The following is a 16,340-nucleotide window of genomic DNA, read 5'->3' as shown; positions in this document are numbered from 1 at the left end:
TAGCATATTTACATCGATTGCACTGTGGTAAATATGACTAACGTATGACTTAGCTGTTTTCATTAAACAACAATTATTATTCGGATATAACGTTTAATTCTTCATCAAATGATGTAAGAGAAGTGTTCCAGCCTGCTATAATCTTTTTTTATGGGGAGTCCTTTTTAAATAGATTTCTTGGTACCCAGTTGCTTTCCGTTCCAGGCGGACGCGTTCTGCTAGCTAAGAATAAAAACCATTCTTCTATTGGGCGGGCGGTGGACCAAGCGAAGAGCAAAGAAGTGCTCAAAACGCTTCGCTTTTACTCGTAAAAGCCGTTTTTCTTAACGGCTCTCGCTACACTACCTTTGGTTGTTTCACCTGTCCCCGGGAAGAATTGAAATTCATTCTTCCTAAATCCTCCCAGAGTCATCTTTAGCCACCGGCCCACACGAAGTGGGTCATGCAGTCGTTACGACAGGACGTCGTGGTTTTAGACTACCTTGCACTCCAATCCACTAAGATTGCATAATGAAAATAGAGGAAAACTTTTTAGTGATTTTCTAGAAGTGGGATTAAATTACTTCGGAATATCGTTTTTTATTAAGAGCTTATTCTTCCCAAAAGTTTTAGCTGATCGGAGTGCAGACCGGCGACTCCAATGGGATCAGCGCGAATGTCGAGACCCCACAGGAGCGCGGGTTTCGCGACGAGGAGGCTCGACGAGTGCCCCATGGAACGCGTCCGGTCGGAACGGAAATCAGCGAGTAGCAACAAGATTCTTTTGTTCAGTATATATATTTATTAATAACTTCACCATCGCCATAAATTGTACAATATAGCATTTTTGCAAAAAGAGTCCGTTTGATGAGAAATCATCATTCGGACTCAACTTTACATTCTTCCTTCTATTTCTTTCCATGCTTCGTCCATACCAATCCCTTTTTCCGCAGAAAAAACGATTAATGGATCATCGACACGCATTTGCAAGCGGTCGCGTACTATCTTCTTGTGTTTTTCATATTTACCACGTGGTATTTTATCCGCTTTAGTTGCAATCACAATTGCCGGAATCTCATAATTCACTAGAAAATCATACATATTGCAATCCTCGGCTGAAGGTGGATGGCGTAAATCAACAATTTGGATAACAGCACGAAGCTCATTACGTGATACTAAATATTCGTCAATCATTGGTCCAAATTTGGCACTTGTTGATTTCGATATTTTCGCATATCCATAACCAGGCACGTCGACAAAAAACAACTGTTCTTCGATTTTGTAAAAATTCAAAGTTTGTGTTTTACCTGGTTTAGAAGACGTACGTGCAAGACTTTTTCTTCCAATCATTTTATTAATAAAAGAAGATTTTCCTACGTTGGATCGGCCAGCAAGTGCAAATTCGGGATAACCTTCTTTTGGATATTGCTCAGTTTTGACGGCACTCATAATCATTTCAACGTTGTGGACTTTCATTTAGTTAGTTCCTCCAATGCAATTTCAAGGACTTCTTCAGCTTGAGAGACAAGATGAAAAGTTAGTCCTTCACGAATAGTTTCTGGTATATCTTCAATATCGCGCTCATTATCGATAGGCAAGATAATTGTTGTCAAACCCGCTCGATGAGCACCTAACGCTTTCTCTTTCAATCCACCTATTGGTAAAACACGACCTCTAAGTGTAATTTCTCCAGTCATTCCAACTTCTCTTCGAACTTTTCTACCTGTAAGAGCAGAAACCAACGAAGTGGCGATGGTCACTCCTGCAGAAGGACCGTCTTTCGGTGTAGCTCCTTCTGGTACATGTATATGAATATCTAATGATTCATGGAAAAGTGGATCTATGCCAAACTCAATTGTTTTCGAACGAACATAAGAAAGTGCTGTTTGAGCAGATTCTTTCATTACATCCCCTAGCTTACCAGTAAGCAGAAGATTTCCTTTACCCGGAGACAATGAAACTTCAATTTGCAGTGTATCGCCACCGACTTGCGTATAAGCAAGACCCGTTGCAACTCCTACTTGATTTGTCGTTTCAGCTTGTCCATATCTATATTTCTTTTTACCAAGGAGTCCTTCAAGCGTTTTCGAACTAACCGTAACACTTTTTTTATCCCCTGCAACGATTAGTTTTGCGGCTCTACGGCAAATAGTAGCGAGTTGTCGCTCCATTCCTCGAACACCAGCTTCTCTTGTATAATACCGAATAATATCAAGAATAGCTCCGTCTTGAATTCGTACTTGAGACTTAGTAAGACCATGTTCTTTTAGTTGTTTTGGAAATAAATGATTTTTTGCAATGGATTGTTTTTCAACTTCTGTATAACCTGCAATCGATATAATTTCCATTCGATCTAAAAGAGGTCTAGGTACCGAACTTAAATCATTCGCAGTTGCAATAAATAGAACATCTGCCAAGTTAAACGGCTCTTCAATATAATGATCACTAAATGTATTATTCTGCTCAGGATCTAACACTTCGAGCATCGCAGAAGAAGGATCTCCTCGGAAATCGTTCGACATTTTATCGATTTCATCCAAAAGGAACACTGGATTATTTTTCCCCGCTTTTTTCATTCCCTGAATAATACGCCCAGGCATTGCACCAACGTATGTTCTTCTGTGTCCACGGATTTCAGATTCATCTCGAACCCCACCCAACGAAACGCGGACAAAAGTGCGTCCTAGTGATTCTGCAATTGAACGAGCAAGTGACGTCTTTCCTACACCTGGAGGTCCTTCAAGACACAAAATAGGTCCTCTTAATGATTTAGTTAATTGGCGAACAGCTAAATATTCAAGTATCCGCTCTTTCACTAATTCAAGTCCATCATGATCACGATTTAATATTTCTTCAGACTTATTGATGTCTAATTGATCCTTCGTAGCATCAGACCATGGGAGAGTTACAAGCCAGTCGATATAGTTTCGAATCACTCCACTTTCGGCCGATGCAGCCGGAATCTTCTCATATCGCTCAATTTCACGTTCAGCAGCTTCATATGCGCCTTCCGGAAGGTTAGCAGCTTCTAGCTTCACTCTTAGTTCCGCTATTTCTAATCCTTTACCGTCTTTGTCACCAAGCTCTGTTTGAATCGCTTTCATTTGTTCGCGTAAGTAGAATTCTTTTTGAGTTCTTTCCATTGCTTCCTTGACACGCTCATTGATTTTCTTTTCAAGATGTAGTATTTCTTCCTCATTGTGCAAACGACTTATTAACCATTCAAGGCGTTCATTGACATCATATTCCTCTAATACATCCTGTTTTGCAGCCATTTTAAGCGGTAAATGTGAAGCAATCATATCAGCCAGTCGCCCAGGTTCTTCGATGGATGCAACCGAGTCAAACGTTTCTTTTGTAACTTTTTTTGAAATCTCAGTGTACTTCTTGAAGTATGTAAGGAGTGTTCTCATAAGCGCTTCGGTTTCAGAGCTTTTTTCTATGTCATCTGGTGTCCCAATTACATCGACAACAGGAAATAAATCTGCTTCTTGATAGTCCTTCCATTCGGCACGTTCGATACCTTCGAGCAGAACACGATACGTCCCATTAGGTAGTTTAGTCATCGATTTAACAAACGCTAAAGTTCCGATTTCATAAAGATCTTCAGATTCTGGATTTTCGACAGTTATATCATATTGTGTTGCTAAAAAAATCAGATTATCTTGAGCAATAGCATGCTCTATTGCAAAAACAGAACGTTCCCTTCCCACATCAATATGTAGAATCATTGATGGATAAACAAGAAGTCCACGCAGCGGTAATAATGGTATTTTTTCATTTTTGTTTTTCCTCAAATCCATTCATCTCCGTAAAATATAGTATGTAAGGTAGAAAAAGCTGACCTCCGAATGGCGCTCATGTACGCGCGATTGGTGCCAGCTTCTTCCTTTTGGCGTTACGCCGTGTCTTTGTCTTTTTTAAACTCTATTTCTACACCGTCAGCTGTGAGTAGGATTGGATTTGCCAAACCTAACACAGAATCTTTTGTAATGATACACTCTTTTGCTTCTTCAAGTGAAGGCAATTCATACATAACATCGAGCATTATATTCTCGATAATAGAACGAAGTCCTCGAGCACCTGTTTTACGATCAATTGCTTCTTTAGCAATTTCAAGAAGTGCATCCTTTTCGAAGCGAAGTGCGACATCGTCAAGTTCAAACATCTTCTGATATTGCTTAACAATTGCATTTTTAGGTTGAGTCAATATTTGGTAAAGAGTATCTTCACTTAACTGCTCTAAACTAGACAATACAGGTAATCGACCAATAAATTCTGGAATTAGTCCAAAACGTTGAAGATCTTCCGGTATTATTTTCGATAAAAGAGATACATCTTCAGCTATAGTGTTCGGCTCTGCACCAAAACCAATGACCTTCTGCCCAATACGACGTTTGATAATATCATCGATTCCATCAAAAGCGCCTCCGACAATAAAGAGAACATTTGTCGTATCGATTTGGATGAATTCTTGATGAGGATGCTTTCGTCCGCCTTGTGGAGGTACGCTTGCAACTGTTCCCTCAAGAATTTTAAGTAAGGCTTGTTGAACACCTTCACCAGAAACGTCTCTAGTAATAGAAGCATTTTCTGATTTACGTGCAACTTTGTCGATTTCATCAATATAAATGATCCCTTTTTCAGCACGTTCTACATCGTAGTCCGCCGCTTGAATTAGTTTCAAAAGAATATTCTCGACGTCTTCGCCTACATATCCAGCTTCAGTCAATGATGTTGCATCTGCTATTGCAAACGGTACATCTAGAATGCGTGCAAGCGTTTGTGCAAGCAATGTTTTACCGCTTCCTGTTGGACCAATTAGAACAATGTTGGACTTCGAAAGTTCAACATCATCAATTTTACTGCCAGAATTCACACGCTTATAATGGTTATAGACAGCAACTGATAATGTTTTTTTCGCTCGATCCTGTCCAATTAAATATTCATTTAATATACTCTGGATGTCTTTCGGTTTTGGAACATCTTTAAACTCGAATCCTTCTTCAAGTCCAACTTCTTCCTCAACGATTTCAGCACAAAGTTCAACACATTCATCACAAATATATACGCCCTGTCCCGCAACAAGTTTACGAACTTGCTCTTGAGTTTTACCACAAAAAGAACAGTTTAAGTTATCTTTTTCATCATTAAATTTGAACATTATGCTCACCCCTATTCAAGTGATAATCTTACAAGATAAATCGACTTTTATCAACTAATTAGGATTTTTCCTATATTTCGGTGCATGATTTTAATCTCTGCTATGTAAAACAAGGTACGGTATACCGTACCTTGTCCTTGAATCAATATGTTATTCAGTAATTACTGCATTTTCAACAAGAAATTCAACTGTTTTATTGAAACGAAGATCATTTTCAAGAACTGTCGTTCCACCAAGTGTTGTTCTAATCTCTTCGATATCCATACCGAATTGATCAGACATTTTTTGTAGTTCTGCAGTGATTTCTTCTTCTGTTACTTTAATATCTTCAGCTTTACCAATTGCTTCAAGTGTTAAAGAAACTCGAACGCGTTTTGTAGCATCTTCAGTCATTTGTGCACGAAGTGCTTCTTCATCTTGACCTGAGAATTGGAAATACAACTCCAAATTCATGCCTTGAGAAGATAGACGCTGACCAAACTCTTCCATCATACGTTCAACTTCAGAATTAACCATAACACTTGGAATTTCGACTTCTACGTTAGCAGCTGCCGCTTCAACAAGGTCATCGCGAAGTGCAGTTTCAGATGCACTTAGTTTTTCTTCAGTCTTTGTTTCTTTTAACTTTGCACGGAGCTCGTCGAGTGTTTTAACTTCCTCGTCGATTTCAGTAGCAAGTTCGTCATTTAGTTCAGGAATTTCTTTAGCTTTGATTTCATGAACTTTCACTTCGAACACTGCTGGCTTACCAGCAAGTTCAGCTGCATGATATTCTTCAGGGAATGTAATTTCAATGTTTTTTTCTTCCCCAGTTTTCATGCCAATCATTTGCTCTTCAAAACCAGGTATAAATGAACCTGAACCGATTTCAAGGTCAAAGTTTTCAGACTCTCCGCCTTCAAATGGAACTCCATCAGCGAAACCTTTAAAATCTAGTTTAACTGAATCGCCATTTTCAACGACTCCGTCTTCTTTAACAACTAATTCAGCAAATGCTGTTTGTCTTTCTTTCAATTGGTTTTCAATTTCTTCGTCAGTTACTTCAGTTTCTTGACGAGTCACTTCTAAACCTTTGTATTCGCCAAGTTTAGCTTCTGGCTTCAAAGTTACAACTGCTGTGAAGATAAGTTCTTTTCCTTTTTCCATTTGTACGATATCAATTTCAGGACGATCGATTGGATCAACCTTCGCTTCGTCTAGTGCATTTGAATATGCTTCTGGAAGAATGAAATCTAGTGCCTCATTATAAAGAGACTCTACACCATACATTTTCTCAAACATTGGACGTGGCATTTTCCCTTTACGGAAACCTGGTGATTGTACTTCTTTAACTACTTTTTTAAACGCTTTATCAAGACCAGCTTTCACTTCTTCTGCTGATACTTCTACTGTTAATGTACCTGTGTTTCCTTCGTTTTTTTCCCATTTTACTGACATAATTAAAAACCCTCCGAATCATATGATCGATATATTTTTTTAATGGATATACCCAATTGACAACCACTTCAGTATATCACAGTCTATCCATCTTTCAAGAAATTTTATTCCACTTCCCAATCTGAATCCGTATCAATCCGCTTAATCAAAGATATTAGTGGATTGTTCGGTAACAGGCCACCCGAAAACAGACTTTCTATGTACTCAATATAAGTTGATGCAATCTCTTTTACATCATAAGTTCCCCAACTAAAAGGAAAGGCCGTAATTGCGAATTTCTCGATAATTCCGCTTGCCATTTCAAATCGCGAAGGATCTTTCAACAAAAGACGTTCAACTTCAGAAAGCACTTCTTTTGTTTGATCGTCCTGCCCAGGTAATGTTATTTCCGCAGGAATAATTACTGCCTTCAAACCAAACTTTTCAATCGTTAATTCGGATGTACAGCCCGCTTGATGCAAAAGCGTCAAAGCAAATGTAATTACAAGTGGTGATAAAGTAGAATCTTTGGCTACCTCTTCCAACACAGGAACCAATGCATTTAAATTGGACCCTTCAAGAGAAGCAAGTGTGTGTTGTTGTTTTAATGAATCCATTGCTTTAAATTCCTTCATTGTAAAGGGAGGTTCTATTAATTCATCTACATCATTACCGTACCGTTTCGCCAAACGAGTATTCAAATCACGCAAGTAATTAAATTTACTAAGCATTTCCTCAGGAATAATTCCTTCATCCAAAAGAGCATCAATTGTAATTTCTACTTCTTCATACTCTTGCAATTGAATACTAATTGTCAAATAGAGTTCCATAGCTTCAATATAGTTTGCTGTTCCAACATGCAATATTCGAGCAGCAATATCCTTAGCACGAACAAAATCTTTCGTTTCATAAAGTGCAATCGCGTAAGGAATGAGGAATTCAGGATACTCGGGTTCATATAAAATCGCTTGGTCAAATGCTTCTACAGCAGCATCGTAGTTTTCAGCTTCAACAAAAGTTGTGCCGTTATAAACGAGTTTTTCAAAGGTACCCGGAAAAACAATAATATTTTCTTTTTTACGCAGACGACCATGTTTCCTATGCATCCCACTCCTCCTTACTTGTTACACCCACTATAGCACAGTGATTTTAGTTTTTGAACTAAAACAGGCAATTTACAAGCCCAGTTTTGGCCTTGTAAATTGCCTAATAGCGGTATATTTGTCTAGCTATAAACTGTTAGAGCTTTTTAACAAATTCCGTTTTTAATTGCATCGCACCAATGCCGTCGATTTTACAATCAATGTCGTGATCGCCGTCAACAAGACGGATATCTTTCACTTTCGTACCTTTTTTCACAACTGCGGAGCTTCCTTTTACTTTCAAATCTTTAATGACCGTGATTGAATCTCCATCTACCAATACGTTTCCATTTGAATCTTTGTACACTTTTTCAACTTCACTCTGTTCAGTTTCAGATTCCAGCGTCCACTCATGAGCACACTCAGGACAAACTAAAAGGTTTCCGTCTTCATATGTGTATTCTGAATTACATTTCGGACAATTTGGTAAGCTAGGCATTTCAATTCCTCCATTTACTATATTTACATGAATATTGTAATCACAATCTATCATTTTATACGAATTCAAGAATAATACAAATTAATCTTCGGAATATCACAATGCACTTCGGACAAATAAAATATATTTTGCGCGGTCAAGCGGATTAACTCCCACACGCTCCCTTTCAGCTCCAAGTTCAAAACTGCATGGTTCGTAACCTGCAAATTCAGTACTGAACAAAGCTTTTCCAGATGATAATATGCTTAAAGTCACTGGGTATTCAATGGACGTTGCAACAGGAAGTGTACCGGTGATTAAGGCAGTATCGCCGTGTATTTCCGGACCTTCAAAAGTCCCTCTCATTTGAATGACATCATTTATAACTTTTCCACACAGTTCTTCAGGGACAGTTATTCTAAAATTGATCATTGGTTCCAAAAGATTTGTGCCAATCTCCTTTAGCCCTTTCATAATTGCCATGGCAGTTGCGGCCGTAAAATCACCGGACCGAGAATGCACGACATGGTCTTCTCCGTCAACCAGTGTGATTTTAATATCCGTCACACTCCAACCATATAAACCTTGCTGAAGAATGCTCTCTAAGTTATGTTCAATCTCTCTTTGATATTGTATTTTGATTTTATCTGATCGTACAATGGATTCAAATACAATACCACTGCCTTTAGGTAAAGGTTCGATTAGAAAATCAACGATAGCCCAACATGGTTTCGGCATTGTATACTCCTCAACCCCATGGACTGTAGCGCGAGGTGTTTCTTTGTAAAGTACAGAAGGCGCATCAAAGAAGGCTTCAACACCAAATCGCTCCATAAGAATCGACTCAAGAATTTCCAGTTGAATTTTCCCCATGATTTGAATATGTATTTCCTTCTTTTCCCGAATCCATACCATATTCAATAAAGGATCTTCTTCCTGTAAAATCGTCAACGCTTCGACTAAAGCTATATAATCTGTGTCTTTTTTTGCGAAGACTTTCAATGTAAGAACAGGGGTGGCCAGTTGTGGTAGTTTTGGAATATACGTTTTATCCCCTAATACATCATACACGCCGCAATTTAACCCACTTACAATTACAAGATTTCCACTTACTGCTGATTCAACATCAACAATCTTTTGGTTGATTATTTTTTTGATGACATTGACTTTCTCTTTGCTGTTCTTGCTGTAATTTATGATTTCATCTTTATTCTCTATTTTCCCACTCATTATTTTTAAATGAGCAAGTTTTCCGGATGTTTTATCATGTGATATTTTGTAAACAAGCGCGGAGAAATCGTGATCATCTAAATTTGCAGGTCCTGGTATGTACGTAAGAATGCCGTCTAGTAATTCGGTTATTCCTACTCCCTTAATGGCCGCCCCATATAATAATGGATAAACCTGGCCGTCCATAGCCTGAAGTTGAATATGTTCTTTAATCGTCTCTATTGTCAATAAATCCTCTAAGTATACTTCAAGTAATTCTTCATTATTTTCACAAAGAACACTTACAATCTCTTCTAGTAGTTCTTTATGTGTCTGTCCTTCTATCTCATGCATCAATTTATGTCCTTGTAAGTGCTCAAAGAGGTTTTCAACCGTAAACACATTGTCCTTTTCCGTAACGACTTGCAAAGGTATTAGGTTATTGGTTAATTGGTTTCTCATATGTGCAAGCACCTTTTCTGGTGATGCCCCAATTCTATCGATTTTATTCATAAAAAAGAGTGCTGGTTTTTTAAGTTGGTGTAAGGTTTTAAAATAGATATCCGTTTGTGGCTGAACACCTTCAACAGAGGAAAGCACTATGATTGCACCATCTAAGACCGCTATACTTCTCTCTACCTCCGCACTGAAATCGACGTGTCCGGGTGTGTCAATTAAGTAGATTGACGTGTCTTTCCAAGTTAAATCGACTTCAGAGGCTTTCACAGAAATTCCTCTTTGCTTTTCGACCGCCATAGTGTCTGTATAGGTTGTACCTTTATCAACACTGCCCAACACTTTACTCGAACCGCTATAGTATAGAAGCTGTTCCGTCAAAGTGGTTTTCCCAGCATCAACATGCGCGACGATGCCAATATTACGAATGGTGTTTTTAAGTTTCACGTCTATTACTCCCGACTACAATTTAATAAGATTGCTGTAATCTAAGCTTACCATGACTTTTTCATTTATTTTATTAAAATGCAATTCTTTTAAAAAATGAACCGTCTCCTTTGTAATAAGGAAACGGTTCATTTTCAAATATTCGTTTTTACTGTTGCAAATGCTTCTAAAGCACGTTTTCTGGCAAATGAATGATCGATGATTGGAAATGGATACGTCTTACCTAGTTCAATCTCCGCTTTTTGCAATACATCGATCGGAGCTTCCCATGGTGTATGAATGTATTTTGTCGGTAGTTTCGCTAGTTCAGGAAGCCATTTCCGAAGATAGACTCCTTCCCCGTCAAACTTTTGACTTTGAAGAATCGGATTGAATATCCTAAAATACGGCGCAGAGTCAATTCCGGATCCCGCAACCCATTGCCAGCCCATAGCATTATTTGCGACATCAAAATCCACAAGCGTTTCTTTAAACCAATCGGAACCTTCTTGCCACGATATTAGTAAGTGTTTGACTAAAAACGATGCGACAACCATTCGAACTCTATTGTGAATTGCACCTGTTTCCCATAATTGGCGCATGCCTGCATCAACAAGGGGGTAGCCAGTCAAACCTTTTTTCCAAAATGTAAACATCTCATCGGTATCCCTCCATGGGAAATCCTCAAATTTTTCTCGAAGAGGCGTATGTACGATTTCAGGAAAATGAATCCACTGGTGATAAGCGAATTCTCTCCATATTAACTGGCGCATAAAAGCTTCTACAGAGCTGTGCATATATGAAACACTATCCGATTCTAAAAGCATTTTCGAAGAAAACCAAATCGAACGCACACTGATATCTCCGCAAGCAAGATGTGGCGACAACAACGAAACATCATCAAATGAAGGGATATCTCGCCCTTCCAAGTATTTACTCATACCTTCTTCAGAAAATTGTTGCCACCTTTTTATAGCTCCGTCTTCGCCCGGTACCCAGTGTTCAACCAGTTTTTCATCCCAATTAACACTAGGCAGTAATTTTAAATCCTCAATTGCTAGTGTAGGAAGAAATTGATTTAAAGTCGAGAATTCTACAGGTGTAGGTTTTGGTTGTATGACCGACTCATGCATCGTGTTTTTCCAAAATGATGTGAATACTTTGTACGGTTCATTCTTCTTATTTAATAGTATTCCCGGTGGAAAAAGTAAATGTGAGTTAAATGTTTCTACCTCAACGCCATCTGAATTCAGTCTTTCTCGAATCATTTCATCTCTTGTTAGGATAGATGAGTCATAACTTTCGTTGAAAAAAACAGCATTTGCCCGTGTTTCTTCTATAATAGTGGTAAGTTCATCCAAACTATCGCCTTGCCTAATCGTTAAACTTAACCCCATCCTATACAGTTTTTTCTGCAAAGAAAGTAGCGAGTGATGAAGCCACCATTTCGAAGCATAGCTCGATAAGGACATCTGTTCATCCTCTTTCGACCAAATGAACACAGGAATGACAATACCCTGCTCTGAAGCTTCCCAGAGTGCGGGGTTGTCATGAATTCGAAGATCTCTCCTTAGCCAAACAATTGTTTTTTTCACAAAATCACCTCGTAAGCTATTCCTTATGCACCATTTTCCAATTTAAGGACACCATCTACCATTTTGTATACCTTATCGCAATATCCAATTAAACGCGTATCGTGAGTAACTACAATCGTCGTTGTGTTATTATCTTTCGTCTGTGTCTTCAAAATATCCATTACTTCATAAGCACGATCTGAGTCAAGAGAAGCTGTTGGTTCATCCGCTAATATCACTGAAGGATTGCTGTATAATGCTTTGGCAATAGCTGCTCTCTGACGTTCTCCACCGGATAAGTCAGATGGATATTTCTCTTTAAGATCACCTATCCCTAAACTCTCATACAGTTTCCCAAGTTCTTCTTTTGTCATGTTCTCTTTTTTGACCCGGTCGATTAACTTCAATTGATTCTCTACAGTTAAAAAAGGAATTAAGTTTGATCCTTGTAAAATAAACCCTATTTCTTTCAAACGAATTTTTGACCGTTGTTTTTCATTTAAGTTCGTTAAGTTTTGATTGTTAATAATAACTTCTCCTGAGGTTGGGGTTAAAAGCCCCCCTAAAATGGTGAGTAAGGTACTCTTACCGGATCCTGATGGCCCGATAATTGCAATAAGCTCCCCTCTTTCCGCCTCGAAGTTGGTTTCTTTCAGAGCTTCCACCTTTTTATGGCCTGTTCCAAAAGTTTTATTCACATTGAGTAATTTTAATACAGACATCAATTAACCCCCTATCGCTTTTAATGGATCGATTCGTACAATTGTTAGAACCGAGAATACCGCACCTGCTATGGCGACAACAATGAGGACAAGTCCGTAAAAGAGCATTGTTGGAATATCAAACGAAATAGGAACAGCGCTTGGTAAAAAGGCACCTGTTAATATTGTAAGGCCAAATCCGACTACTACTCCAATTGCTGCCAAGATAAACGTCTGTGCAATGATTGATTTTGAAAGGTAAAGATTGGATATCCCTTGTGCTTTCATAATCCCGAACATACTGATCTTTTGAACTGTTAATACGTATAAGAAAATCGCTACAATAACTGCCGATATGATAAATAGAAAATAGATCATAAAGTTCAGTGTTAAATTCTGTTCGGTATAGCCAGGTAATTTTTGAATGAACGACTCAATTTCTGTAACTTCTAAATCTTGATTATCCGAAATTGAAGAGACATCTTTTGTTCGAACAATAATACCGTTTATTGTATCTTTGTTTGCATCCACAGCTTCACCGTATTTAAATCGGTTAACGGTGGACATATCTGTATATAAAACGGGTGCTGCATTAAATCTTGCTTTATTTGTAAAACCAACGATTGTGAGACTTTCTTCTGTAGAGGATAATTCTAATTTATCTCCTATTTTAAAACCACTGTCTTTTAAAGCGTCGCTTGCGATGACTTCATTTTCATTTGTAAAGACATCACCATCTGTTACGTTAGGCATAATAAATTCGTCTTTATTAATTCCAAATATGGAAACATTCGTTTTGTTATCCCCATTGCCTGCAATTGAATTCATTTGAGTAATGACTGCAATTTCGTCTGCTGTTATATCATCGACGTTTTCTAACGACATCGACGATTGATATAAGCTTTTGTCTGATTCAACTGTTAAAACAATTGCTGTGGCATCCCATTTATCTACAGACTCGCGGTTCATATCTTTCAAACCCTCAGCCAGACCTGATAGAAAGAATACTAGATAAGAAACAAGCATTAACACGCCAATAATTAATATAAAACGCAATTTATTCTTTTTAATTTCATTCCAAGCTAAAAACATTGCTTCACTTCCTTATCCCATTAAGTTTAGTTACTTTCGTACATTCTATAATCTATTTTTAACACACCCTTATACAAGTTGTCAAAGGTTATTTCTTATTCCTGATAAAAGCTTATACAAATAATGATAACTAAGCTATAATAGAATAAAGAGGTTAGATTGGGGAGATATTTATGGAATATTGTAAAGCATGTATGAAGTCATCATTGGACTATCAAATTCGCTTAAATGGCATAGAAAACATGAAGCACTTGCCTCAAATCATCACCTATCTAAAACTGAACGACCTCCTGATAAAGGATAAAAATGAAATACTCATTATGAAGGAAACAGCCGTTGCAGGTTTGATTGATTTTTTTAATGACCATATGGATACGGAGCTTATATCGTTTCGGGTTGACCAAAATGAATGGAAGCCCATTAAAGAGGCTGCAGAGTTGTTGGATTATCAGTGGATAGACAAAGTCATTTTTGAGGAGTTGGTTAACTTTCATATTCAACCCATTGTGGATGCTGACGAGCAAATCTATGCCCATGAAATGTTGGCCAGATTCATTGATGATAAAGGCGATGAAATAGGTCCTTATCAAGTATTTGTTGCCGCAAAAAAAAGAAATCGTACGTATGCGCTAGATAAGGTTTGCAGAATGGCCGCAGTTCGGAATACAGCTTCAATAGATACAAAAGTGTTTATTAATTTCATTCCAACATCCATATACTCACCCGAACATTGTTTGAAATCTACAGTAGAACTGGCAAATCAGCTAGGCATTAAATCTTCGCAGTTTGTGTTTGAAGTCGTGGAAACAGAGCAAGTAGAAGACTTAGATCATTTGAAAAGAATATTAATGTATTACCAGGAAAGAGGATTTCAATACGCACTGGATGATGTGGGAGAGGGCTTTAGTACAATTGAAGTATTAAAAGAACTTTCACCGCATTATATGAAACTGGATATGAAGTTTGTTCAAGGCGTTTCATCTGATTTAGAAAAACAGAAAGCTGCTATTCGAATACTAGATGTGGCATTACAAATCGGTTCCGTTCCCCTTGCAGAAGGAGTAGAGGAACGAGAAGACTTTATTTGGTTGAAAAATAAAGGATTTAAGCTGTTCCAAGGTTATTTGTTTGGCAAACCAATGCCTATTCCTGTGTAAGCATGCCTGTATAACATATGTTTATTTTCTTTTGATAACCGAATTTACTAATAAAAACCCTAATATATATCCGTAAAGAATATGGCCTACGAGCCAGAATAAAATAGAAGACAAATCCGTTATTGAAGGTGTTCGATTTGATAATGCTGTTGTCGGGAATAATGCGATACCTACTATGAAACACACTGCTGTGGATAAATAGATTACTTTATTCCGAGAATTTATTTTCAAACGCATTATTAGGATATACAAACAAACGCTTAATGCAACAGATATAATTAAATGAAATACAACCTCAACTGGTTCGGAAAACTCGTATTGATTTAGATATGGGATATAATCAACGTTTAATAACAATGTGTACACCTTGTTTGATGTAAGCATTTCTACCATTTTCAAGAAAACTGTTAAAAATAATCCGGATAGTAAACCGTAAAAAATCGACTTCAGAATTCCTTGCTTAATTACCATTAAGTTACCAACCTTTCTTAATTGCTTATAATAAAAAGCATCGACTGTATAATCTTCTAGCACAAACGTTGTACAAAATAATTTTATTCATTATACTTTAGCATACTAGGAAAAAAGTTACCACGTAGAATGCATAATTAAGAAAGGGTGAATACTATTAATAGAACTTTTGATAATGAGAACTATAGCATACAGCAAGTATCAGATATGACTGGTTTATCAAAACAAGTCATTCGCAAATGGGAAGAACGCCACGAAATTGTACAGCCAAAAAGATTAGATAACGGGTACAGAACCTATAGTAAAAAAGATGTCAATGTTCTTTTAAGTGTTAAAACCCTGGCAGATCAAGGTTTATCTATTAAACAAGCTGCTACTTTAGTAATTCAGGAAAACGCAAATGTAGAAAAAACTATAAAACAAGTACCTATTCAACAAATAGATGACCTAAATAATCACGTCTTTCAACTTATTGAAAAAGGGACACATTGTGACGAAGTAGAAATCAATCTAGTTTTACAACAGGCTTTCCATCAGCATGGCCTATCCAATTTCTTAACTTCCGTTGTAGTCCCCTTTCTACAAGAGATAGGTAAAAGATGGGAAAAGGGAGAATGGGATGCCTTTCAGGAATCCATCTCGAGCATGGTCGTTCGGGACTTTTTAGTTCAAATACGACGCAATTTTAAATATCGGGAAAATGCTCCTTTAGTACTCGGTGCTTGTTTACCAAACGAGCAACACGAAATACCCGTACAAATACTATTATTGCAGCTCATGCAACTCGGTTGGAGGACGTTGCTCGTCGGGAGTTCTCCAGCACCCGGTTCACTTGAATCGATTGTTGACAAACTTAAACCAGTAAAAGTTCTATTATCCGCATCTACAACCATTCCTTTTGAAATGAACCCTTTATTATTAAAAGAGATTGACGATTTTGCATATAAAAACAAACATATTGATATTTGTCTTGGTGGTTATGGTGCAGTGAGTTATTCAAAAGGACAAACACTTAAAGCTTTACGCATTGTACAATCCATTGAAGATGTTGTTGAAAATCGCACCACTTAAGGTCAACATGGTATCCGCATTTTCCCACTAAAAAACGATTGTTCCCCTTTATAGGGACAATCGT

The 16,340-nt window shown here is 37.6% G+C and carries 13 protein-coding genes; 2 read left to right on the top strand and 11 right to left on the bottom strand.

The features are described 5' to 3' along the window. Positions 1–873: 873 nt before the first annotated feature. From yihA to ACFSFY_RS04180, 10 genes are all read right to left on the bottom strand, one after another. Positions 874–1,455, bottom strand: coding sequence for a ribosome biogenesis GTP-binding protein YihA/YsxC (yihA, locus tag ACFSFY_RS04225; protein WP_381535916.1), 582 nt, complete (start codon positions 1,453–1,455; stop codon positions 874–876). Then, complete coding sequence (gene lon / locus ACFSFY_RS04220) at positions 1,452–3,776, bottom strand: endopeptidase La (protein WP_381535915.1); 2,325 nt, start codon at positions 3,774–3,776, stop codon at positions 1,452–1,454. Before lon ends, yihA begins: the two co-directional genes overlap by 4 nt. Before the next feature lie 101 nt (positions 3,777–3,877). Then, positions 3,878–5,143, bottom strand: a complete 1,266-nt coding sequence (clpX, locus tag ACFSFY_RS04215; protein ID WP_381535914.1) for an ATP-dependent protease ATP-binding subunit ClpX — start codon at positions 5,141–5,143, stop codon at positions 3,878–3,880. A 150-nt stretch (positions 5,144–5,293) separates the two neighbouring features. Further along, positions 5,294–6,580 carry a trigger factor gene (gene tig, locus ACFSFY_RS04210; RefSeq protein ID WP_381535913.1) on the bottom strand — a complete coding sequence of 429 codons (1,287 nt, stop codon included), beginning with the start codon at positions 6,578–6,580 and terminating at the stop codon, positions 5,294–5,296. A gap of 104 nt (positions 6,581–6,684) precedes the next feature. Continuing rightward, the gene (locus ACFSFY_RS04205) at positions 6,685–7,665 is read right to left on the bottom strand and encodes a DUF3196 family protein (protein ID WP_381535912.1); all 981 of its coding nucleotides are present in this window, start codon (positions 7,663–7,665) and stop codon (positions 6,685–6,687) included. Positions 7,666–7,798: 133 nt separating this feature from the next. Continuing rightward, positions 7,799–8,140, bottom strand: coding sequence for a zinc ribbon domain-containing protein YjdM (locus ACFSFY_RS04200; RefSeq protein WP_381535911.1), 342 nt, complete (start codon positions 8,138–8,140; stop codon positions 7,799–7,801). A 96-nt stretch (positions 8,141–8,236) separates the two neighbouring features. Further along, a complete protein-coding gene (locus ACFSFY_RS04195; protein WP_381535910.1) occupies positions 8,237–10,231 on the bottom strand; it encodes a GTP-binding protein in 1,995 nt (664 codons plus the stop codon). 134 nt (positions 10,232–10,365) lie between these two features. After that, positions 10,366–11,805, bottom strand: coding sequence for a cryptochrome/photolyase family protein (locus ACFSFY_RS04190; protein WP_381535909.1), 1,440 nt, complete (start codon positions 11,803–11,805; stop codon positions 10,366–10,368). 23 nt (positions 11,806–11,828) lie between these two features. Then, the gene (locus tag ACFSFY_RS04185) at positions 11,829–12,506 is read right to left on the bottom strand and encodes an ABC transporter ATP-binding protein (protein ID WP_381535908.1); all 678 of its coding nucleotides are present in this window, start codon (positions 12,504–12,506) and stop codon (positions 11,829–11,831) included. A gap of 3 nt (positions 12,507–12,509) precedes the next feature. Next, the gene (locus ACFSFY_RS04180) at positions 12,510–13,577 is read right to left on the bottom strand and encodes an ABC transporter permease (RefSeq protein ID WP_381535907.1); all 1,068 of its coding nucleotides are present in this window, start codon (positions 13,575–13,577) and stop codon (positions 12,510–12,512) included. A 173-nt stretch (positions 13,578–13,750) separates the two neighbouring features. Between ACFSFY_RS04180 and ACFSFY_RS04175 the strand changes: the two genes are divergently transcribed. Beyond that, a complete protein-coding gene (locus ACFSFY_RS04175; protein WP_381535906.1) occupies positions 13,751–14,734 on the top strand; it encodes an EAL domain-containing protein in 984 nt (327 codons plus the stop codon). Between the two features lie 21 nt (positions 14,735–14,755). On the opposite strand, the gene ACFSFY_RS04170 is transcribed toward ACFSFY_RS04175, so the two are convergent. Further along, complete coding sequence (locus tag ACFSFY_RS04170; protein ID WP_381535905.1) at positions 14,756–15,205, bottom strand: hypothetical protein; 450 nt, start codon at positions 15,203–15,205, stop codon at positions 14,756–14,758. Positions 15,206–15,352: 147 nt separating this feature from the next. Here ACFSFY_RS04170 and ACFSFY_RS04165 point away from each other — a divergent pair, with 147 nt between their 5' ends. Next, positions 15,353–16,276 (top strand): MerR family transcriptional regulator, encoded by a 924-nt coding sequence (locus ACFSFY_RS04165; RefSeq protein WP_381535904.1) that lies wholly within the window; start codon positions 15,353–15,355, stop codon positions 16,274–16,276. Positions 16,277–16,340 lie beyond the last annotated feature (64 nt).

This window comes from Sporosarcina siberiensis, assembly GCF_042681925.1.
GTDB classification, from domain to species: Bacteria; Bacillota; Bacilli; order Bacillales_A; family Planococcaceae; genus Sporosarcina; species Sporosarcina siberiensis.
The sequence above is the reverse complement of the archived record's forward strand: the minus strand, read 5'-3'. Positions and strand labels throughout refer to the sequence as shown.

Coding starts and splice junctions, on each gene's coding strand:
- ACFSFY_RS04200 (WP_381535911.1), bottom strand. CDS start 8,140: ATGCCTAGCTTACCAAATTGTCCGAAATGTAATTCAGAATACACATAT.
- ACFSFY_RS04180 (WP_381535907.1), bottom strand. CDS start 13,577: ATGTTTTTAGCTTGGAATGAAATTAAAAAGAATAAATTGCGTTTTATA.
- ACFSFY_RS04175 (WP_381535906.1), top strand. CDS start 13,751: ATGGAATATTGTAAAGCATGTATGAAGTCATCATTGGACTATCAAATT.
- tig (WP_381535913.1), bottom strand. CDS start 6,580: ATGTCAGTAAAATGGGAAAAAAACGAAGGAAACACAGGTACATTAACA.
- yihA (WP_381535916.1), bottom strand. CDS start 1,455: ATGAAAGTCCACAACGTTGAAATGATTATGAGTGCCGTCAAAACTGAG.
- ACFSFY_RS04205 (WP_381535912.1), bottom strand. CDS start 7,665: ATGCATAGGAAACATGGTCGTCTGCGTAAAAAAGAAAATATTATTGTT.
- ACFSFY_RS04170 (WP_381535905.1), bottom strand. CDS start 15,205: ATGGTAATTAAGCAAGGAATTCTGAAGTCGATTTTTTACGGTTTACTA.
- ACFSFY_RS04185 (WP_381535908.1), bottom strand. CDS start 12,506: ATGTCTGTATTAAAATTACTCAATGTGAATAAAACTTTTGGAACAGGC.
- clpX (WP_381535914.1), bottom strand. CDS start 5,143: ATGTTCAAATTTAATGATGAAAAAGATAACTTAAACTGTTCTTTTTGT.